The sequence below is a fragment of the Georgenia wangjunii genome (assembly GCF_036421975.1).
Lineage (GTDB): Bacteria > Actinomycetota > Actinomycetes > Actinomycetales > Actinomycetaceae > Georgenia_A > Georgenia_A wangjunii.
In genome coordinates, this window is sequence record NZ_JAZGON010000003.1 from 266,671 (window position 1) to 287,289 (window position 20,619).

Annotated in this window: 18 protein-coding genes; 10 read left to right on the forward strand and 8 right to left on the reverse strand. The window is 74.5% G+C overall.

Going from position 1 to position 20,619, the window contains the following annotated elements; genetic code table 11:
• Positions 1-29: 29 nt before the first annotated feature.
• Positions 30-395, reverse strand: a complete 366-nt coding sequence (locus V2J63_RS07300; RefSeq protein ID WP_331230353.1) for a hypothetical protein — start codon at positions 393-395, stop codon at positions 30-32.
• A 238-nt stretch (positions 396-633) separates the two neighbouring features.
• Between V2J63_RS07300 and V2J63_RS07305 the strand changes: the two genes are divergently transcribed.
• Positions 634-1,191, forward strand: coding sequence for a hypothetical protein (locus tag V2J63_RS07305; RefSeq protein ID WP_331230354.1), 558 nt, complete (start codon positions 634-636; stop codon positions 1,189-1,191).
• A 4-nt stretch (positions 1,192-1,195) separates the two neighbouring features.
• Here V2J63_RS07305 and V2J63_RS07310 read toward each other — a convergent pair whose 3' ends face one another.
• Positions 1,196-1,450, reverse strand: a complete 255-nt coding sequence (locus V2J63_RS07310) for a toxin-antitoxin system YwqK family antitoxin (protein WP_331230355.1) — start codon at positions 1,448-1,450, stop codon at positions 1,196-1,198.
• 152 nt (positions 1,451-1,602) lie between these two features.
• Here V2J63_RS07310 and V2J63_RS07315 point away from each other — a divergent pair, with 152 nt between their 5' ends.
• Positions 1,603-3,081 (forward strand): beta-N-acetylhexosaminidase, encoded by a 1,479-nt coding sequence (locus V2J63_RS07315; protein ID WP_331230356.1) that lies wholly within the window; start codon positions 1,603-1,605, stop codon positions 3,079-3,081.
• Between the two features lie 63 nt (positions 3,082-3,144).
• Here V2J63_RS07315 and V2J63_RS07320 read toward each other — a convergent pair whose 3' ends face one another.
• Positions 3,145-5,235 (reverse strand): dolichyl-phosphate-mannose--protein mannosyltransferase, encoded by a 2,091-nt coding sequence (locus V2J63_RS07320; RefSeq protein ID WP_331230357.1) that lies wholly within the window; start codon positions 5,233-5,235, stop codon positions 3,145-3,147.
• A 206-nt stretch (positions 5,236-5,441) separates the two neighbouring features.
• On the opposite strand from V2J63_RS07320, the gene rsmI reads away from it, so the two are divergent.
• Positions 5,442-6,293 carry a 16S rRNA (cytidine(1402)-2'-O)-methyltransferase gene (gene rsmI / locus V2J63_RS07325; protein WP_331230485.1) on the forward strand — a complete coding sequence of 284 codons (852 nt, stop codon included), beginning with the start codon at positions 5,442-5,444 and terminating at the stop codon, positions 6,291-6,293.
• Positions 6,294-6,446: 153 nt separating this feature from the next.
• Here rsmI and V2J63_RS07330 read toward each other — a convergent pair whose 3' ends face one another.
• Together V2J63_RS07330 and V2J63_RS07335 are read right to left on the reverse strand one after the other, a co-directional pair.
• Positions 6,447-7,049: an isochorismatase family protein gene (locus tag V2J63_RS07330; protein ID WP_331230358.1), complete on the reverse strand. Its 603-nt coding sequence runs from the start codon at positions 7,047-7,049 to the stop codon at positions 6,447-6,449.
• The gene (locus V2J63_RS07335; protein WP_331230359.1) at positions 7,046-7,981 is read right to left on the reverse strand and encodes a DUF368 domain-containing protein; all 936 of its coding nucleotides are present in this window, start codon (positions 7,979-7,981) and stop codon (positions 7,046-7,048) included. Before V2J63_RS07335 ends, V2J63_RS07330 begins: the two co-directional genes overlap by 4 nt.
• Before the next feature lie 119 nt (positions 7,982-8,100).
• On the opposite strand from V2J63_RS07335, the gene V2J63_RS07340 reads away from it, so the two are divergent.
• On the forward strand, positions 8,101-8,616 hold the full coding sequence (locus V2J63_RS07340) for a universal stress protein (protein WP_331230360.1): 516 nt from the start codon (positions 8,101-8,103) through the stop codon (positions 8,614-8,616).
• A gap of 33 nt (positions 8,617-8,649) precedes the next feature.
• Here V2J63_RS07340 and V2J63_RS07345 read toward each other — a convergent pair whose 3' ends face one another.
• A complete protein-coding gene (locus V2J63_RS07345) occupies positions 8,650-10,167 on the reverse strand; it encodes a PP2C family protein-serine/threonine phosphatase (protein WP_331230361.1) in 1,518 nt (505 codons plus the stop codon).
• The gene (locus V2J63_RS07350) at positions 10,164-10,886 is read right to left on the reverse strand and encodes a GAF and ANTAR domain-containing protein (protein ID WP_331230362.1); all 723 of its coding nucleotides are present in this window, start codon (positions 10,884-10,886) and stop codon (positions 10,164-10,166) included. The genes V2J63_RS07345 and V2J63_RS07350 overlap by 4 nt, the downstream gene beginning before the upstream one ends.
• A gap of 184 nt (positions 10,887-11,070) precedes the next feature.
• On the opposite strand from V2J63_RS07350, the gene metG reads away from it, so the two are divergent.
• From metG to V2J63_RS07380, 6 genes are all read left to right on the forward strand, one after another.
• The gene (gene metG / locus V2J63_RS07355; protein ID WP_331230363.1) at positions 11,071-12,870 is read left to right on the forward strand and encodes a methionine--tRNA ligase; all 1,800 of its coding nucleotides are present in this window, start codon (positions 11,071-11,073) and stop codon (positions 12,868-12,870) included.
• 7 nt (positions 12,871-12,877) lie between these two features.
• Positions 12,878-13,789, forward strand: coding sequence for a TatD family hydrolase (locus V2J63_RS07360; RefSeq protein ID WP_331230364.1), 912 nt, complete (start codon positions 12,878-12,880; stop codon positions 13,787-13,789).
• Between the two features lie 378 nt (positions 13,790-14,167).
• Positions 14,168-15,163, forward strand: a complete 996-nt coding sequence (locus tag V2J63_RS07365) for a resuscitation-promoting factor (protein WP_331230365.1) — start codon at positions 14,168-14,170, stop codon at positions 15,161-15,163.
• Between the two features lie 212 nt (positions 15,164-15,375).
• Complete coding sequence (locus V2J63_RS07370) at positions 15,376-16,662, forward strand: resuscitation-promoting factor (RefSeq protein WP_331230366.1); 1,287 nt, start codon at positions 15,376-15,378, stop codon at positions 16,660-16,662.
• Positions 16,663-16,855: 193 nt separating this feature from the next.
• On the forward strand, positions 16,856-17,773 hold the full coding sequence (gene rsmA, locus V2J63_RS07375) for a 16S rRNA (adenine(1518)-N(6)/adenine(1519)-N(6))-dimethyltransferase RsmA (protein ID WP_491062224.1): 918 nt from the start codon (positions 16,856-16,858) through the stop codon (positions 17,771-17,773).
• Positions 17,770-18,699 (forward strand): 4-(cytidine 5'-diphospho)-2-C-methyl-D-erythritol kinase, encoded by a 930-nt coding sequence (locus V2J63_RS07380; RefSeq protein WP_331230368.1) that lies wholly within the window; start codon positions 17,770-17,772, stop codon positions 18,697-18,699. Before rsmA ends, V2J63_RS07380 begins: the two co-directional genes overlap by 4 nt.
• Before the next feature lie 99 nt (positions 18,700-18,798).
• Here V2J63_RS07380 and V2J63_RS07385 read toward each other — a convergent pair whose 3' ends face one another.
• Positions 18,799-20,610 (reverse strand): ABC-F family ATP-binding cassette domain-containing protein, encoded by a 1,812-nt coding sequence (locus V2J63_RS07385; RefSeq protein ID WP_331230369.1) that lies wholly within the window; start codon positions 20,608-20,610, stop codon positions 18,799-18,801.
• Between the last annotated feature and the right edge of the window lie 9 nt (positions 20,611-20,619).

The window sequence follows — 20,619 nt, forward strand, 5'->3', positions numbered from 1 at the left end:
TCGGGGCGAGGAGGTCGTCACCGTGGCGCTCAGTCGTCGGAGCGCAGGCGCCCGGGCCCGTGCCCGACGTCGACGCCCTCCCGACGTATGCGACGCCGCTCACTGACGAGGAGCGTGGTCATGGCGACCGCCATGACGCCGGTGGTGAGCGCCCACAGCCAGCCGGGTGCGTCGTCCACGAGTCGCAGGACGGCCGCGACCACGAACGCGAGGAGCACGACTCCCATGGCGATCTTGCCGACGAGCGTCGCGTCCGACGGCGCACGCCCGGGCTCCCAGGTGCCGTCCTCCCGCTGCCCGCTGTTCCGCATGATCCGTTTGAACATCTTGTAGCGGACGGCGCCCGCGAGCAGTGCGACGGCGAGGAGCATGAGGACGAACACGACGTCAGGCACGGCAGACCTCCTTGTCGACGGACCTTGATCATGCTCGCAGCGGCTCACTACGCCCGCACGCGGGGCCACCGGGCAGCTGCCCGCCCGGTCATGCGCGCGAAGCCACCGGGGCGCTCGCCCGGTCGAACGAGCGACCGACGCCGCTCTGGAGCCCCCGGGTCCCCGCGTGATGAGATGGTTCCCGCCGGCGTCGGGGCCGTTCGTCGTTCGGCAGCACCGTCGGGACGAGGAGGTCGTCATGGTCGAGGAGAACCCGCGCATCGGTCCGGTGGAGCGGGCGACCGGGCGCACGTGGGACGACTGGCTCCGCTTCATGGACGCACGCGGCGCTGCGGACCTCGACCACGGGCAGATCGCGGCTGCCGTCCACGCCGAGCTCGAGGGGACGACGGAGTCGGCCGGGTGGTGGGCCCAGTCCGTCGCCGTCGCGTACGAGCAGCACATCGGTCGCCGCGTACGCGGACAGCGCGCCGACGGGACGTTCGAGGTGAGCGTGAGCCGGGCGACGCCGCTCGCGATGGCCGAGCTCATGGAGCGCTGGGCGGCGTTCGCGGCGGCCGACGGCGCGGTCCGGAGCCTCGTCACCGGCGAGCCGCGGGTGAGTGGGACGGGCCGGCGGATGACGTGGCGCGCGGCGGCGCACGACGGGTCCGCCGTCGCCGTCACGAGCGAGCCCAAGAAGAACGGGACCGCCTCGCTCGTCGCGACGCAGACCAAGGTGGCGACGCCCGCGGCGAACGAGGAGGCCCGGGCGTGGTGGACGGCGACGGTCGCGCGTTTCCTCGGGGGCGTCTGACCGGTCAGGTGCCGTCGGTGCGCGGCTTCTTCGCCGTCACCTTGTAGACGACGCCGGACTTGTCGTACGTGGTCCACTCTCCGACGGGCTCGCCCGCCTCGAACCACCCGGAGCGCATCGTCGTCCCGTCCCTGCGGAACCACTCCCAGTATCCGTGCGCCTCGCCGTCGCGGGTCTGGCCCCGCGCCCAGACGGTCCCGTCCCGGTGGCGCTGGACGTGTTCCTCGTCCGCGGATCCTGGTCCTGCGACGTGTGCCATTACCGCTCCTTTGCGGCCGGGTGCCCGAGCCTAGAGCTCCGGCCCACGTCCCACAAGCACGACGCCCCTGCGCCGACCTCGGCGGCAGCCTCCGCACTCCTGCGCCCCCGACCGCTTGTAGCGTTGGTCCGGTCACCAACGACGGAGGACCGATGCCCGCACCGGAGCCCGCGCTCATCCCCGCCCCTGACCGCCTCGACCTCACCGCGGGGGCGCCGTTCGTCCTCGGCGGGGGTACACGCGTCCTCGTGGCCGACGAGGACGACGCCGCGTGGGCCGTGGGCGAGCACCTCGCCGCGGGTCTGGCGGCGGCGGCGGTCACCCCGCACGTCGTCACGGTGGACGACGGGGCGCCGGGTGCCATCGTCCTCGCCCTCGTCGCCGCCCCCGCCGGTGATGACGCGGGCTCGGCGCCGGTGCCCGCCGAGGCGTACTCCGTCACGGTGGACGCCGAGCGAGTCCGGATCGAGGCGGCGGACGCCGTCGGGCTCTTTCGCGGCGTCACCACGCTGCTCCAGCTCCTCGACGGCTCGACCCTGCCCGCCGGGCGGGTCGTCGACGCCCCGCGCTACGCCTGGCGCGGTCTCATGGTCGACGTCACGCGCCACTGGTTCGGGCCGGAGATCCTGCGCGAGGTCGTCGACCTCATGGCCGCCTACAAGCTCAACGTCCTGCACCTCCATCTCACGGACGACCAGGGCTGGCGCCTCGAGATCGCCTCCCGCCCCCGCCTCACCGAGGTCTCGGGCCGTACCCAGGTGGGCGGGGAGGGCGGCGGGTTCCTCACGGCGCAGGACTACGCCGAGCTCGTCGCGTACGCGGCCTCCCGGCACGTGACGGTGGTCCCCGAGATCGACACCCCCGGCCACACGAACGCCGCGCTGCACGCGTACGGCGAGCTCACACCGTCGGGGGAGCCGCGGGACGTCTACGCCGGGACCGACGTCGGGCACTCCCACATCAGCCTCACCGAGCCGGCGACGCGTGGCTTCCTCGAGGACGTGCTCGGCGAGGTCTGCACCCTCACCCCCGGCCCGTACGTCCACATGGGCGGGGACGAGGTCCCCACCCTCAGCGCCGAGGACTACCGCGCCGTCGTCGAGGCCACCGCGGGGATCATCGCCGACGGCGGCAAGACGCCCGTCGTGTGGCAGGAGGCGGCGATCGCCGACCTCCCCGCCGGAGCGCTCGTCCAGCTCTGGGACCCGGGCATGGCGACGGCTGGCGTGCTCGCCGCCGCCGCGCGCGGCCACGACGTCATCCTCTCCCCGGCCAAGCACGTCTACCTCGACCTCAAGTACGAGCCGGGTTTCCCGCTCGGGCTCGACTGGGCCGGGCACGTCGACGTCCGCGAGTCCTACGCGTGGGACCCGGCCACGTACCTCGCCGACCTCGACCCGGCGCGGGTGCGCGGCGTCGAGGCCGCCCTGTGGACCGAGACCGTGACGACGCGCGACGAGCTGCTCACCATGCTCCTGCCCCGGCTGGCCGCCGTGGCAGAGGTCGCGTGGAGCGCCCAGGAGCGCCGCTCCTTCGACTCCCTGCGCGAGCGCGTCGCCGCGCACGGGCCTCGGTGGGCCGCCGCCGGCCTGGCATACCACCCCTCGAGCCAGGTCGAGTGGGCGGACTGACCGGACCCAGGACGGGCCGCGCCCCTCGCCTGGGCGGTCGCACGGCAGGCGGGCGGACCGGCGTCAGACCCAGCTCGGCAGCCACATCCGGGTGCGCCAGCTGTCGTAGGGGATGGTCTGCCCGGTCCACACGGGCCAGAAGAAGATCGACGCGGCCGCCGCGAGGACGACGACGACGGCGAGCACGACGAGGCCGCGCTTGGTCAGGACCGCCGTGCCGGCCACCTCGGTGAGCCAGCGCCGCGCGCGGTCGAGGCGCGTCGCCGGGACGTCCACGGTGGCCGGCGTGGCGCCGGCGGGCGGGACGGGCACGGAGCCGTCGGCCGGGACGAGGGCCTCGGCGGGGACGGCGGCGTCGCCCCCGGGCCCGGCTCCGTCGCTCTCCGCCGACGTCGCGCCGGCGTCCCCGCTACCGCCGTCGCCCGGCGCTACCGGCGCCCGGGCGGCGTCATCGTCGGCGGACCCGGCGCCCTTCCGCCATCTCCGGTGCGCCGCCGGGCCAGGCCCGTGCAGGGGCGGCAGCATCCCGGTCGCCCACGCGAGCGCGAAGACGAGCGCGAGGACGACGAACGGCACGAGCGCGATGGCGTAGAACGTGAAGATCGTGCGGTGCACGTAGGCGAACCACGGGAAGTACGTCGCGGCGTAGCCGGCGAGGATCGCCCAGGCGCGCCAGTCGCGACGCCGCACCGCGGCCCACAGGACGACGAGGAGCGCGAGCGCGCCGAGCCACCAGATGACGGGGTTGCCGACGGAGGAGATCGCCTGCACGCAACGCTCGGCGGCGCACGTCTCGCCGGCCGGGGTCTCCCCCTCCCAGAAGAGGGAGGTCGGGCGCCACTGGATGATCCAGCCCGCCGGGTGGGCCTCGTAGGAGTGCTCGCTGTCGAGGCCGTTGTGGAAGTCCCACATCCGCAGGTGGTACTCCCACCACGAGTTGAGAGCGTCGGGCAGGTAGGAGCGGACGACCTCGCCCTTCGCGGCCACCTCGTCCGCGGCCCACTGCCGCAGGTACGCCCCGGGGGAGGCGAACCACGACCACCAGCCCGCCAGGTAGGTGAGGGCCGCGACGGGGACGAGGGAGAAGAACGCCGGGAAGCCGCCGCGGAACACCCCGCCGCCGAACCACAGCCGGACACCGACCGCGCGCCGGGCGCAGATGTCCCACACGAGCACGAGGATGCCGAAGACGGCGAGGGCGTAGATCCCGGACCACTTGACGCCGCAGGCCAGGCCGAGGAGCACACCGGCAACGACGAGCCACCACCGGATGCCGGTGCTCGGGCCCCACGGGTCGGAGAACTTGCCGTCCCCGCGCCCGGCGAGGTCGGCGGCGACGCGGTCGGCGAGGATCCGGCGGGTGCGCTCGCGGTCGCGGAGGACCGCACCGAACCCGGCGACGACGAAGAACATGACGAAGACGTCGAGGAGCCCGATCCGGGACTCGGTGAGGTGCATGCCGTCGATGGCGAGGAGGAACCCGGCCGCGGTGCCCAGGAGCGTCGAGCCGAAGAGCCGGCGCGCGATGCGGGCGATCATGAGGACGCTGAGCGCCCCGAAGATCGCCGCCGAGAGCCGCCAGCCCGCGCCGTTGTCCGCGCCGGCGACCCGCAGGCCGAGCGCGATGAGCCACTTGCCAACGTGCGGGTGGACGACGTAGTCCGCCTCCGTGCTGAGGTCGGAGAAGTCGCCCTCGCGGAACCGGTCGTTGACGTCCTCCCCGGGCCAGTCGCCCTCGTACCCGAGCGTCATGAGCGAGTACGCCTGCTTGACGTAGTACGTCTCGTCGAACATGAGGCGCGTCGGGTGGTTGAGGTTGACGAGGCGCAGGACCGCCGCGAGGACGGCGACGACGATCGGGCCGACCCAGCCCCAGAGCCGGTCGGTGGGGCCCTCGCGCAGGAGCCGGTCACGCAGGTCGCGGGCGATGTCCGTCCTGCTCCGGGTCTCCGTGCGGACGGGGGTGTCGTCGGCGGCGGCGGGCGTCGGTCCCGCCGGCGTGCCCGCCGTCGCGGCCGCGCCCGTCGCACCCACGCCCGTCGCGCCCGCCGCGGGCGCGGCGACGGGCGCGCCGTCGTCGTCGCGCGGGATGCTCGTGGGGTCCTCGGGGTGACCCGGGACGGGACGCTCGACGGCGTGACGGGGCGCACTCACGTCGGTGAGTGTAGGTGCTCCCCTTCCGCGGCGGGCATGCCCCCTCGGCCGTGCGACACACTGAGGCGGTGACGTCCTACGCGAGCGACGAGACCGACCTCCCCGCCACGCCCGACGGCGTGAGCGCCGGCCCCGGCGACGAGACGGCCGCCGGCACCGGGGACGGCGCGGCCGTGGACGCTGACCTCGACGCGGCGGGCGAGGGCGTGCCGGCGCGGGCGAGCGAGTCCGGCGGCGGGCGGATCCTCCTCGCCGCGACCCCGATCGGGGACGTCGAGGACGCGCCCCCACGGCTGCGGCGGCTGCTCGCGGAGGCGGACGTCGTCGCCGCCGAGGACACGCGCCGGACCCTCGCGCTGGCCACCCGGCTCGGGATCCGCGTGCCGGGCAAGCTCGTCAGCTACCACGAGCACAACGAGCGGGAGCGGGCGCCCCGGCTCGTCGAGGCGGCGCGCGGCGGCGCCACGGTGCTCGTCGTCTCCGACGCCGGGATGCCGGCCGTCTCCGACCCGGGGTACCGCCTCGTGCGGGCCGCCATCGACGGGGGCGTGCCGGTGAGCGTGCTGCCCGGCCCGAGCGCGGTCCTCACGGCGCTCGCGATCTCGGGCCTGGCCACGGACCGCTTCTGCTTCGAGGGCTTCCTCCCGCGCAAGCCAGGCGAGCGGGACCGCGCCCTGCGCGCGCTCGCGGCCGAGCCGCGCACGATGGTCTTCTTCGAGTCGACCCACCGGCTCGCCGTCACGCTCGAGGCGATGGCAGCAGCGTTCGGGGCGGAACGGCCGGCGGCGGTGTGCCGCGAGCTGACCAAGACCTACGAGGAGGTCCGCCGCGGGCCGCTCGCCGAGCTCGCGTCCTGGGCCGCCGGCGGTGTGCGCGGGGAGATCACGGTCGTCGTGGCCGGGATGCCCGTGGGGGCCGCGCGCGTCGAGGACCACGTCGCCGAGGTCCGCGCGCGCGCCGACGCGGGGGAGCGGCTCAAGGACGCCGCGGCTGCCGTCGCCGAGGCGACCGGACTGAGCAAGCGCGACCTCTACGAGGCGGCGCTCGCGGCGCGCTGAGCACGGCGGTCCGGCCCTGCCCCTCGACACGCGCCGTGCCACTGGTAGACCAGGCGCACCGCGCGTGTCGACGCGCACGGACGTCGCTCGCGGCCCGCCACCGGCGTTGCACCTGCCGCCGCCGCTGCACCGCCGCTCGGGCGGGCCCGCGACTCAGACGGCGGAGGACTCGATGAGCTCGACGCCCGCGGCCGTCATCGCTCGCCGGGCGGAGGCGCCCTGGTCCGGGGAGACGGGCACGGTGAGGTCGCTCAGCACCCGGGTCCGCAAGCCGAGGCGCCGCGCGTCGAGCGCCGTGTCCTTGACGCAGTGCGACTCGGCGATGCCGACGACGTCGACCGCCTCCACCCCGGCGGCGGCGAGGATCTCGGCGAGCGTGCGCCCGCCGTCGTCGGTGCCCTCGAACCCGGAGTAGGCGGCGGCGTACTGGCCCTTCTTCACGCTCGCGTCGGGCGCGAGGTCCGCCAGGGCCGGGTGCAGCTCGGCCTCGGCGGTGCCGGCGACGCCGTGCGGCGGCCACGTGTCGACGAAGTCGGGGACGTCGGGCGCGACCGCGAAGTGCCGCCCCGGCTCGATGTGCCAGTCCTGGGTGGTGACGACGAGGTCGTAGTCCCGCCGGCGCGCGGCCACGAAGGCGGCGACGCCGCGGGCGACGTCATGGCCCCCGGCCACGCCGAGGGCGCCGCCCTCGCAGAACGTCGGCTGGACGTCGACGACGAGCAGCGCACGGCCGGTAGGAAGGGACTCGGTGGTCATAATTCCTCCTGCGTCGAGGGCGAGAGCGCCCGCCGGTGCCCGAGCCGCGTGCCGGCCGCGTCGATGAGGACGACGAGGAGCAGGCCGCCGGCGGCGAGCGCCACGGGTACGAGGACGGGGGCGCCCCCTGCGGGCAGCGCGAGCTCGGTCGTCTCAAGGCCCCCCGGCCACGGCCACAGGATACGGAGAGAGCCCACCATGAGGCCGATGAGCGCGGCCAGGACGACGTCGTGGTGGTGGAGCAGGAGCCAGGACAGGAGCGTGGAGAACGAGGCGAGACCGACGGCGGCCCCGAGGACGAACAGCCCGAGCACGAGCAGGTCGCGCTCGTTGACCGCCCCGAGCACCTCCGCGTACATGCCGAGGAGCACGAGGATGAAGGACCCGCTGATGCCGGGCAGGATCATCGCGCAGATCGCGACGGCGCCCGCCGCGAAGAACATCCACGCGGGCCGGGTGACCGCCTCGGCCCCGTGGTCCCCGGTCCCGCTCTGCAGCCCGACGAGGACGAAGAGGAGCGCGGCGGCGACCGCGGCGACGGCAGCGGTGCGCCACGTCCGCCGGCGCACGAGGCGCCACGAGATGACGATGGCCCCGACGATGAGCCCGAAGAAGAGACCGGCGGCCGCCTGCGGGTGCTCCTCGAGCACACGTTCCAGCGCGGCGGACAGGAGCGCGACGGCGAGGAGGATGCCGGCGAGGAGGCTGAGGAGCCACACCCACGGGATCCCGCGCAGCTGGTTGCGCGCCCCGGCGAGGTCGCGCCGCGCGAGGGCGCCGAGGACGCCGGCTCCGGCACGGATGGCGGCGACGAGCCGCTCGTAGATGCCGAGCACGAGCGCGACGGTCCCGCCGGAGACGCCCGGGACGATGTCCGCGGCGCCCATGACGAACCCGCGGATGACCTGGAGGACCGGTTGCTGGAGGTGCACGGGCCGACGCTAGCCCAGCCGCGTCTCCCGGCACGAACAGCGGCCGGTGCGTGCGACCCCTGGGCGTCCGGCCGCTGCAGTCCTATGCTCAGGGGAACGGATACCAAAGGTGGTGTGCGATGAGGAACGCAGCTCGTCCCAAGACCGACCGGGCGGCCGCGCCCAGCCCGGGATGGGTCATGGACGGGATCGTCACAGAGCTCGAGGTCGCCGGCGGCGTCGTCGTCGGGGACGACGGCTCGGCGTGCGCGGAGGTGGCCGTCCGGTACGCGTTCGAGGAGGCGGCCCGGCGGGGCGCACCGGTGCACGTCGTGCGGTCGTGGACCATCCCGACGGGCGTGCGCCCGGACGACGTGCCCTTCGGCACGACCCCGTCGATCGTCGAGCTCCAGGACGGGACACTCGCCGAGACCGAGCGGCGTATCGCCGACCTGCGCGCCGAGCTCCCGGGCGTCGAGGCGCACGCCCACGCCGTCCACGGGCGCGCGGACCACGTCCTCGTCGGCGCCGCCCGGGGTGCCGACGTCCTCGTCGTCGGCTCGCGGGGGCGCGGGCGGGTGGCGTCGGCGCTGCTGGGTTCCGTGGCGACCGCGTGCATGCGCCACAGCACGGTGCCCGTCGTCGTCGTGCGCTGACCCTGCGTCGCCGGACCTCCCGGCCGCGTACAGCTAGGCCGGGGGGCGCGAGGGTGCCAGCGGCCACGCCTGCCACGGGGTGAGGTCGCTGCGCGCGTCGCCCCAGCGGGCGACGAGGACGGTCGCATCGTCCTGGAGCACGTGGCGCTGGTGCTCGAGGACGTTGCGCATGAGACGACGGACGAGCTCGGGGGGAGGGTGCCCCGCGCCGGCCTCCCGCTCGAGGAAGTCCTCGAACCGGTCGAGACCGAAGAACGTCCCCTCGTGGTCGCGCGCCTCGGTCACCCCGTCGGTGTAGAGGATGACCCAGTCCCCGGGCTCGAGGTCCTCCTCGCCCACGCTGATCGTCCGTGCCGGCATGCCGAACACCGAGCGGCGGCCCTCCTTGAGGGCCTTGACCACCTTGCCGCGGCGCACGACGAGGGGGTACGGGTGGCCCGCGCCGATGTAGCGCAGCCGGCCGGAGTCAAGATCGAGCTCCGCGAGCAGCGCAGTGACCATCCGGCCCTCCGCCAGGCCGTCCCCGCCGACGACGGCGTCGATCGCCATCGCCTGGTCGAACAGCGTGCCACCGTTGCGGCGGGCGCTGCGGTAGGCGGACATCGCCATGGCCGCGACGAGGCCGGAGCCGAGCGAGTGGCCGGCGGCGTCGAAGATGGCGAGGTGCGCCGTCGTGGCCGAGAGCGCGTAGTCGAAGGCGTCTCCGCCGACGGCGTCGCTCGGCGCGACGGCACCGGTGACGACGATCTTGTCGGTCCCCGCCGTCAGGGGTGGCAGGAGCTGCCAGACGAGCTCGGCGGCAGGCGTGCGAGGCCGCGTGCGGCGGACGGCGTCGAGCGCGTCGCCGTAGTTCGTCGTGATGGTGACGAGGTGGCCGATGATCGCCGCGACCCACGTGAGATGCCCGGCGAGGAGCGGGTCGTCGAGATCGGCCGGGTCGTCGAGGAGCACCTCCATGGCGCCGAGCCGCTCGACGCCGTCGACGATCGGCACCCACAGGCGTGCCTCGCCGTCCCCGGTCGCGGGGACCATCTCGAGCTGGCGGTACGCGCGCCCGGCGACGGACGTGTCCAGCCCCATGACCGTGCGGGCGGGGGCCTGCGGGCCCGGCACGGCGTGCAGCCCCTCCTGGTCGTAGTCGGCGAGGTAGAGGGTGAGTCGCACGCCCAGCGCCTCGCCCGCCGCGGCGGTCACCGCCGCGATCCGGCCCGGTTCCGCGAGGTGCATGCCCTCGAGGACCGCGAGGACGGCGGCGAGCGGCCCGGTCAGCGGGCGGGGGTCACGCATGACCCGGCTGAACGGGACCGCCCGGGGGCCGTGGTCACCCACGGCCTCGTTGAGGGCCTGGGCGAGGAGGTCACGGTCGAGGGCGGGCAGCGTCGTCAGTCCGCTGACGTAGGCGTCGACCTTGAGCGGCCCCAGGCCGCCGCCGAGGGCGAAGTACCGACGCCACAGCGAGTCCACCGTCATGCCCGAGTGCGAGAGGACACGGTGCACGGCGCTCAGCTGGGCGCGCTCGCGCTCCTCGGCTGCCCCGTGCTCGGGCGTCATCGGCGCGGCCGCCCCGTCGAGCGCACGACGGACAGCGCCACGTCGCGCACGGTCCGGTGCTCGCGGCTCGCGAGGCCCAGCAGCATGGCGAACGCGTCCTCCTCGCCCAGGCCCTCCTTCGCCATGAGCACCCCCTTGGCGACGTTGATGGAGTCGCGGGCGCGGAGTGCGTCCTTGAGCTCGTCCGACATGCGGCGCGCGTCCTCGGCCGAGCGGACGTTCGCGACGAGCACGGCCGCCTGCGCGGCGAACATGGTGAGGAGGTGCTCGCTTCGGGCGTCGAACGCGTCGGGCTCGGTGGAGTAGACCTTGATCGCCCCGAGCGCCTCGTCACCGGCGACGAGTCCCGCGCTCAGGCAGGAGCGGATACCGGTCCCCGCCACGCCCTGCGACCAGCGCGGCCAGCGCCGCTCGGCACGGACGTCGTCGACGCGGACCGTGCGGCGTTCCTGCCAGGCGTCGAGGCAGGGACCCTCCTCGAGGTCGTACTGGAGGGCGTCCGCCACCTCGACGAGCCGGTCCGTCGCGGCGGTGGTCGTCCGCTCGCCGCTCACGTCGAGGAGCGTGACACCGGACCCGACGGCGCTGGGCGTCACCTCGACCGCGAGGGACGTCACGAGGCGGAGCGCGCTCCCCACGGTCTCCTCGCTGAGGAGGAGGCCCGACATACGGGCGTAGACGACGGCGAGCTCGTCGGCGAGCGGAAGTGCCTGGGTCACGGCCGGTCTCTCCTCTGGGATCACCCGGAGTCCAGGGGGAGGATCTCGAGGCTCGTGCCGGCGGCCGGGCACTCCGGTGCACCTGCTCCCACCGTACGCGCGCCCGGCGCTCCACGGGGGGTCTGCGCGCCCCGAGAACGGACGCCTCGCCGGGGCGGCGCGCCGACGTCACTAGGCTGAGCCCATGACGCGCATCCTCTCGGCCGTGGCCTGGCCCTACGCCAACGGTCCCCGCCACATCGGTCACGTCGCCGGCTTCGGCGTCCCCTCCGACGTCTTCAGCCGCTACATGCGCATGGCGGGCCACGACGTCCTCATGGTCTCCGGCACGGACGAGCACGGGACCCCGATCCTCGTCGCCGCCGACGCGGCCGGGGTGAGCGCGCGCGACCTCGCGGACGAGAACAACCGGCTCATCGTCGAGGACCTCGTGGCGCTCGGCCTGTCCTACGACCTCTTCACGCGCACGACGACGCGCAACCACTACGCCGTCGTCCAGGAGATGTTCCGAGCCGTCCACGCCAACGGGTACATGGTCGAGCAGACGACCCAGGGCGCGATCTCGCCGTCGACGGGGCGCACCCTGCCGGACCGCTACATCGAGGGCACCTGCCCGATCTGCGGGTACACCGACGCGCGCGGGGACCAGTGCGACAACTGCGGCAACCAGCTCGACGCGACCGACCTCAAGGACCCGCGCTCGAAGATCAACGGCGAGACGCCGGAGTTCGTCCAGACGCAGCACTTCTTCCTCGACCTGCCCGCGCTCGCGGACGCGCTCGGCGCGTGGCTCGACGAGCGGGAGGCCTCGGGCACGTGGCGCCCGAACGTCATCCGCTTCAGCCAGAACATCCTCGCCGACATCAAGCCGCGGGCGATGACCCGGGACATCGACTGGGGTATCCCCGTCCCGCTCGAGGGGTGGCGCGAGCAGCCGACGAAGCGGCTGTACGTGTGGTTCGACGCCGTCGTCGGCTACCTGTCCGCCTCGGTCGAGTGGGCGCGACGCACCGGGGACCCGGAGGCGTGGCGGACGTGGTGGAACGACCCCGAGGCCCTGTCCTACTACTTCATGGGCAAGGACAACATCGTCTTCCACTCCCAGATCTGGCCCGCCGAGCTCCTCGCGCAGAACGGCGAGGGGGCGCGCGGGGGCGAGCCGGGCACCTACGGCACGCTCAACCTGCCCACCGAGGTGGTGAGCTCGGAGTTCCTCACGATGGAGGGCAAGCAGTTCTCCTCCTCGCGAGGCGTCGTCATCTACGTCCGGGACGTCCTCGAGCGGTACCAGCCGGACGCCCTGCGGTACTTCATCTCCGCCGCCGGGCCGGAGAACCAGGACAGCGACTTCACGTGGGCCGAGTTCGTCCGCCGGACCAACGGTGAGCTCGTCGCGGGCTGGGGCAACCTCGTCAACCGGACCGCCTCGATGATCCACAAGAACTTCGGCGAGATCCCCCCGGCCGGTGCGCTCACCGAGGTGGACGAGACGCTCCTCGCCCACGTCACAGCCGGCTTCGGGACGGTGGGGGACCTCATCGGCCGCCACCGTCAGCGGGCCGCGCTCGCCGAGGTCATGCGCCTCGTGGGGGAGACGAACAAGTACGTCACGGACACCGAGCCGTACCGCCTCAAGGCCCCCGAGGAGCGAGCGCGCCTCGGCACGATCCTCCACGTCATCGCGCAGGCCACGAGCGACCTCAACGTCATGCTCAGCCCGTTCCTCCCGCACAGCGCGAACAAGGTGGACGCGGCGCTCGGCGGCACCGGCGACGTCGCGCCCATGCCGCGGCTCGAGGAGGTCGAGGACCTCGACGGCGGCCCCGGCTACCCGGTCATCACCGGCGACTACTCGGCGGCGCCCGCGTGGGCGTCGCGGCCCGTGCGCGTGGGGTCCGCGGTCGCCAAGCCGAGCCCGATCTTCACCAAGCTCGACGACGACGTCGTCGCCAGCGAGCTCGCGCGCCTCGCCGACCGGAAGTGACGCCCGCGTGAGCAGGCGCGAGCGCGGCTGGCCGCCGCTGCCCGAACCGCTGCCCGGGACCGTCGTCGACAACCACACCCACTTCCCGGTGGGAGTCGACGACGACCCGGGCGTCCGTGACGAGGTCCCGCTCAGCATCGCCGCGCAGCTCGAGCGCGCCGCGGGCGTCGGCGTGACGCGGATGCTCCAGGTGGGCTGCGACCTCGACACGGCCGGGCCGAGCGTCGACCTCGCCCGCGCCCACCCGCCTGTCGCGGCCGCCGTCGCCATCCACCCGAACGAGGCGCCCCTGCACGCGGGGGTCCGCGAGATCGCCCCCGACGGCCTCGACCCGGACGTGCGCCCGCGTCACGACGTGCCGCTCGACGAGGCGATCGCCCGCATCGCCGAGCTCGCGCGCGACGACCGCGTGCGCGCCGTCGGCGAGACCGGCCTCGACCACTTCCGCTCGGGGGAGCGGGGCCGCGTGGCGCAGCGGGACTCCTTCCGCGCGCACATCGCCCTCGCCAAGGAGCTGGGCCTGCCGCTGCAGATCCACGACCGTGACGCGCACGACGACGTCGTCGCGGTCCTGCGCGCCGACGGTGCCCCCGAGCGCACGGTCTTCCACTGCTTCTCCGGCGACGCCGGGCTCGCGGAGGTCTGCGCCGAGCACGGGTGGTTCGCCTCCTTCGCCGGCCCGGTGACGTTCAAGGCGAACGACGCGCTCCGGACGGCCCTGCGTGCCCTGCCGCTCGAGCTCGTCCTCGTCGAGACCGACGCGCCCTACCTCACCGCCCACCCCTACCGCGGCCGGCCGAACGCGCCCTACCTCCTGCCGATGACGGTCCGCTTCATGGCGGCCGAGCTCGACGTCGACCTGCGTGCCCTGTGCGAGCGGCTCACCGCCACGACGGACGCGGTCTACGGCGCCTGGTAGGGGCCGGAGCCCCGGGAGAAGGGCGCCGGGTCTTCCATCCGCCGCTCGTTCCTCGCGGCTCCCGCCAGGCCCGCCACGACCCGGCGCCCTTTCTCCCGGGCCTCCTCCGTCCGTCGGAACCCCGGGAGAAGGGCGCCGGGGCAATATTGCGGGCGAAAGGGCTGGTCACGCGCGCATTTCCGGGTGCAGGGCGACGGCAGGCACTTGGGAAGAGATCACGAATCGGTTACGGTCAGGCGCAGGTCAGTCACACCCGCCGGTCCGGACCCTCCACCCCGGCGGGTGCCCTCCACCAGACAGGACCAGCCCGTGCCCGACTCAACTCGGCGCGGTCGGCATCGCGATGCCGGTCGCACCGCCGCTCCGCGACCTGCATTCGTGGTCCGGCGCACCGTCCACGCCCTCGTGCTCGTCGCCGTCGTCGGTGGCACCGCCACGTTCACCAGCGCGCAGGCCGGGAACGCGCAGCTGCTGAGCACGGACGAGGCGTCGGCGCTCCCGCGGCACAGCACTGCCGCGCTCGCCTCGCGCTTCGAGGCCCGCGCCCCGCTCGCCGAGCTCCGCTCCGTCCGCGTCCTCGTCGACGACGAGACGCACGAGCTGCAGACCTCCGCCGCGCGCGTCCACGAGGTCCTCGCCGAGGCGGGGATCGTCGTCGGCGCGGACGACCACGTCTCGGTCCCGCTCGGCGACCCGGTCGAGGACGGCATGACGGTGACGATCACGCGCGTCGTCACGAGCGAGGTCCAGGAGACGACGACCGACCCCTTCACCACCGTCGAGCAGGAGGACCCCAACCTTCCCGAGGGGGAGCGGGCGATCCTCACCGAGGGCGTCGACGGCGTCGAGACCGTCACCTACCGCGTGCGCACAGCCGGGGACGAGGAGCTCGACCGCGAGCTGCTCGCGCGCGTCGTCGTGAGCGAGCGCGTCGACGAGGTCGTCGTCATCGGGACGGCCGAGGCGCCCGTGCTCGTCGAGGCCGCGCCGCAGCCGCCGGAACAGACGCAGGCGCAGGCGCAGGCCAGCGAGCCCGCCGTGGCAACCGCTGCCCCCGTCGTCCCCGCGTACGAGGGCGACCCGCGCGCACTGGGGGCCGAGCTCGCCGCCGCCCGCGGCTGGAGCGGGGAGCAGTTCTCCTGCCTCGACCGGCTGTGGCAGCGCGAGTCCAACTGGAACCCGACGGCGCAGAACCCCAGCTCGGGCGCCTACGGCATCCCGCAGTCGCTGCCTGCCTCGAAGATGGCCTCTGTCGGTGCGGACTGGCGCACGAACCCCGCGACGCAGATCAGGTGGGGGCTCGACTACATCGGTGGCCGGTACGGCACGCCGTGCGGCGCCTGGGCTCACTCGGAGCGCGTCGGCTGGTACTGAGCGACCGTCGTGAGTGACGTCACGTAGACCGCCTGGTAACGGAACGGTTACAGTTCCGGAGCGGCCCGCAGCGTGGCCGCGGTGGCGAGGCCTCTCGGGTCCGCGACCGGACAGCCGGATCAGACCTTCGATCCCCCCTCGTCTAGAGGTCGTGCGAGCACGCACGGGTGGGATGGCGTCTGTGCCCGGGTCCCCCCGATCCAAGGACATCCGTGAGCTCTCACAGCGCCCTGCCCGAGCACGCCCCTGACAGCACGGTCCCCGCCCCCGAGGCAACCGGGCCCGGCGCCGCCGCCGGCCCCGCGCGCTCCTCGCGCGGCCGCCGCCTCGGGATCGGTGCAGCCCTCCTCGCCCTCCCCGTCCTCGCCGGTGGTGGTATCGCCACCGCCGCCGCGCACAAGAGCGTCGAGCTCGACATCGACGGGCAGACCCGCACGGTCGCCACGTTCGCGGGCTCCGTCGAGGGTGTGCTCGCCCAGCAGGGCGTCGAGGTCGGCGAGCACGACCTCCTCGCCCCCGCCGCCGACGAGGCCCTGCGTGAGGGCGCGGAGATCGTCGTGCGCCACGCCACGCAGATCGAGGTGCAGGTCGACGGCGAGACGCGCGGCGTGTGGACCACCGCACCGACCACCGGCGAGGCCCTCGCGAGCATCGGCGAGGCCGGCCGCCAGGTCACCGTCGCCGCCTCCCGCTCGCTCGACGGCGCCCGTCAGGCGCTCGACCTCCCGCTCGTCGCCGACGGCGTGGTCCAGGTCACCGTCGACGGCGAGGTCCTCACGGTCGACATGGACGGGGAGGCGTACCTCGCCGATGTCCTCGCCCAGGCCGGAATCACCGTCGGCAAGCTCGACCACGTCGTCGTCGGGGCGGCGTCGGACGGCACGCCCGAGGTGACGGTCACCCGCGTCGCGCACATGCTCCGCGCCACCACCGAGCCGGTGCCGTTCGCCACGACCGAGCGCCCCGACGACACCCTCTACGTCGGTGAGCGCCGCGTCGTCCAGGCAGGCCAGGAGGGCGTCCTCACCCGCGTCCAGGCCGCACGCCTCGTCGACGGCACGGAGCGGGCCGGTGCGCCCGCCGACGGCGTCGTCACCACCGCGCCGGTCGAGCAGGTCGTCGCGGTCGGCACGAAGGAGCGCCCCGTCGCGCCCCGCCCCGCCCCCGCACCGGCTCCCGCCGCGTCGGGATCGAGCGGCTCGTCCGGTGCCGCCGCGCCCGCGCCCGCGCCCGCCCAGGCTGCCCCGGCGCCCGCGACCGGAGACGTGTGGGGCCGCCTCGCCCAGTGCGAGTCCGGCGGCAACCCCTCGATCGTCAGCGCCAACGGGCTCTACCACGGGCTGTACCAGTTCTCGGTCGCCACGTGGCGCGCCGTGGGCGGCTCAGGGCTGCCCTCGCAGGCCTCGCCCGCGGAGCAGACCCAGCGCGCCCAGGCGCTCCAGGCCCGCTCGGGCTGGGGCCAGTGGCCCGCGTGCTCGGCCAAGCTCGGCCTGCGCTGAGCCCCGCACCGCACCGCCCGACGGCGCGCGTCTCCCCCACGGGGACGCGCGCCGTCGCGCGTGGTCGTTCCGGTGGCGTCGCTCTCGGCCCGACCGACCCGCCTGGGGTGGACGCTTCCTGCCCGGCCCGACCGGTCGCGGTGGCCGCCGCCTGCCGTGCCCGACCGGTCGCGGTGAACGGACACCGCCGGCGATGGTTAGGCTCGCTGGCGTGACTTCCGAGACCCCTGGGCGCACCGGCGGCGCGTCCGCGCTGCTCGGGCCGAGCGACGTGCGCGCCCTCGCCGACGAGCTCGGCGTCCGACCCACGAAGACGCTCGGGCAGAACTTCGTCGTCGACGGCGGGACGGTGCGCCGCATCGTGCGCACGGCGGGCATCACCGCCGGCGACGTCGTCGTCGAGGTCGGGCCGGGCCTCGGCTCGCTCACCCTCGCGCTGCTCGAGACGGGCGCGCGCGTCCTCGCCGTCGAGATCGACCCGGTGCTCGCCGAGGCGCTCCCGCGCACGGTCGCCGCGCGGATGCCCGAGGCGTCCGAGCGACTGGCTGTCCTCAACGCCGACGCCCTCGACGTCCACGAGCTGCCCACTCTCGCCGACGGCGAGCCCCTGCGCCCCGACGCGCTCGTGGCGAACCTGCCGTACAACGTCGCGGTGCCGGTGCTCCTCACGATGCTCGAGCGGCTCCCGAGCCTGCGCCACGCACTCGTCATGGTCCAGGCGGAGGTGGCCGACCGGCTCGCCGCACCGCCCGGGTCCCGCACCTACGGCATCCCCTCGGCCAAGGCCGCCTGGTACGCCGCGACGACGCGTTCGAGCACGATCGCCCGCACGGTCTTCTGGCCGGTGCCCAACGTCGACTCCGCCCTCGTGCGCCTCGTGCGTCGCGACCCGCCGCCGACCGGCGCCTCCCGCGCGGAGGTGTTCGCCGTCGTCGACGCCGCGTTCAGCCAGCGCCGCAAGACGCTGCGCTCCGCGCTCGCCGGCTGGGCCGGGTCCCCCGTGCGAGCCGAGGCGGCGCTGCGCGGGGCCGGGATCGACCCGACGCTGCGGGGGGAGCGCCTCGGCATCGCCGACTTCGCGCGCATCGCGGAGCACCGGAGCGACGCGTGAAGCCGGGCGCGGGCCACTCGGTCCACGTCCGTGCGCCGGGGAAGATCAACCTCGCGCTGCGGGTCGGCGCGCGCGAGGCCAGCGGGTACCACCCGCTCGCCACCGTCTTCCAGGCCGTCTCCCTCTTCGAGGACGTCATCGCCAGCCCCGCCGACGGCGTCACGGTCACCGTCGAGGGGCGCGGAGCCGACCGTGTGCCGACGGGGCTGTCGAACCTCGCCGTCCGCGCCGCGGACCTCCTCCGGGAGGTGACCGCCACGGGTGCCGGTGCCGCTCTGCGTATCGTCAAGCAGGTGCCCGTCGCGGGCGGCATGGCCGGCGGTTCCGCCGACGCCGCCGCCGCGCTCCTCGCGTGCGACCAGCTGTGGGGGACGGGCCTGGCCCGAGCCGAGCTCGTCGAGCTCGCCGCGGAGCTCGGTGCCGACGTCCCCTTCGCGCTCACCGGCCTCACCGCGGTGGGCACGGGGCACGGGGACCGCGTGTCCTCGGCGATGGCGCGGGGGACCTACCACTGGGTCCTCGCGCTCCAGGACGAGGGCCTGTCGACCCCGCAGGTCTTCGGCGCGTTCGACGAGCTCACCGAGGACCCCGTCGTTCAGCCCGAGCTCGACGGCGGTCTCATGGCCGCCCTCCTCGCGGGGGACGCCCACGAGCTCGCCCGTCACCTCGTCAACGACCTCCAGGAGCCTGCCGTCGAGCTCATGCCCGTCCTCGGGGACGTCCTTGCCGCCGCGGACCGGGCGGGCGCGCTCGGCGCCGTCGTCTCCGGGTCCGGGCCGACTGTCGCGGCGCTCGCCGTGGACGGGCCGCACGCCGACTCCGTCGCGGCCGTCCTGCGGCGCGCCGAGGTCGCCGCAGAGGTCCTCGTCGTCACGGGCCCCGCGCCGGGCGCCCGCGTCCTCGAGCACGTCCAGGGACGGATCTGAGGGCCCACCTGCGCTGAGCGCGTCCGGTCGGGGCGCCGGCCGGGCGCCGTCCGGGTGAGCGGCCGCCGCGCGTCCGTGCGGACGGACGCCCGCGCGCCCTTACTCCGCGAGCTCGGTGAGCTCGAACCACCGGGTCTCGAGCTCGGCGACCTCCCGCTCGAGCGCATCGATCTTGCGCGTCTCGGCGGCAAGACCTACGTAGTCGGCCTGGTCGTGGTCGGCGAGGGCGGTACGTGCGGTCTCGATCCGCTGCTGCACCTTGCCGAGCCGCCGCTCGAGCGCGGCGAGCTCCTTCTGCACCGCCCGCCGCTCGACGCCGGACAGGGGCGCCGCGGCGCCGTCGTCCGGTGCGCGCTCGGCCGTGGACCCCGCGCGGCCCGACGGGGCAGCGCTCCGCTCGGCCGACCGGAGCGCGAGGTACTCGTCGACGCCCCCGGGCAGGTGCCGCATGCGCCCGCCGAGGAGCGCGTACTGCTGGTCGGTGACCCGTTCGAGGAAGTACCGGTCGTGCGAGACCACGACGAGAGTGCCGGGCCAGGAGTCCAGGAGGTCCTCCATCGCCGCGAGCATGTCCGTGTCGAGGTCGTTGGTGGGCTCGTCGAGGATGAGCACGTTGGGCTGGCCGAGCAGGACGAGGAGCAGCTGGAGGCGTCGCTTCTGCCCGCCGGAGAGGTCCTTGACCGGGGCGGAGAGGTGGGTGCTCGCGAAGCCCATCCGCTCGAGGAGCTGGCCGGGGGTGAGCTCCTGCGCCTTCGAGCCGGAGCCGATGGTGTAGCTCGTGCGCAGCCGCTCGACGACGACGCGGACCGGGGAGTCGAGGTGCTCCTCCAGCTCGTCGAGCTGCTGGGTCAGCGTCGCGACCTTGACCGTCTTGCCGCGCTTGACGCGACCCGACGTCGGAGCCACGGCGCCCGAGATGAGCCCGAGGAGCGTGGACTTGCCCGCGCCGTTCACGCCGAGGATGCCGGTCCGCTCTCCGGGGCCCAGCCGCCACTCGACATCGCGCAGCACCTCGTGCTCGCCGTAGGACACCGAGACGTCGAGCAGGTCGACGATGTCCTTGCCGAGCCGCTGCACGGCGAGCGCCTGGAGCTGCACCGGGTCGCGCAGCTCCGGCACGTCGGAGATGAGCTGGTTGGCGGCGTCGATACGGAACTTCGGCTTCGACGTCCGCGCGGGTGCACCGCGCCGGAGCCAGGCGAGCTCCTTGCGGGCGAGGTTCTGCCGGCGCTGCTCGATCGTCGCAGCCTGACGGTCTCGCTCCACCCGCTGCAGGATGTACGCCGCGTAGCCGCCCTCGAACGGGTCGACCACCCGGTCGTGCACCTCCCACGTCATCGTGCACACCTCGTCGAGGAACCACCGGTCGTGGGTGACGACGAGGAAGCCGCCGGCGTTGGCAGCCCAGCGGCGCTTGAGGTGCTCCGCGAGCCACGTGATCGCCTCGACGTCCAGGTGGTTCGTGGGCTCGTCGAGGGCGAGGACGTCGTAGTCGCCGGCGAGCAGCCGTGCGAGCGCCACGCGGCGGCGCTGCCCGCCCGAGAGGGTGCCGAGGACCGCCTCCCGGGGGAGGTCGGCCAGCAGGCCGGAGATGACGTCGCGGATGCGCGCATCCCGCGCCCACTCGTGGTCCGGCACGTCACCGACGACGGTGTACCCGACCGTGGCGTCGTCGTCGAGGACGTCCGCCTGGTCGAGGACGCCGACCGTCACCCCGCCGCGGACGGTGACCCGGCCGGAGTTCGGCTCGAGCCGGCCGGCGAGCATGGCGAGCAGGCTCGACTTGCCATCACCGTTGCGCCCGACGATGCCGATGCGGTCGCCCTCGTTGACGCCGAGAGAGACGGAGTCGAAGACGACGGTGGTCGGGTACTCGAGATGCAGGGCCTCGGCCCCAAGAAGATGCGCCATATCCCGACA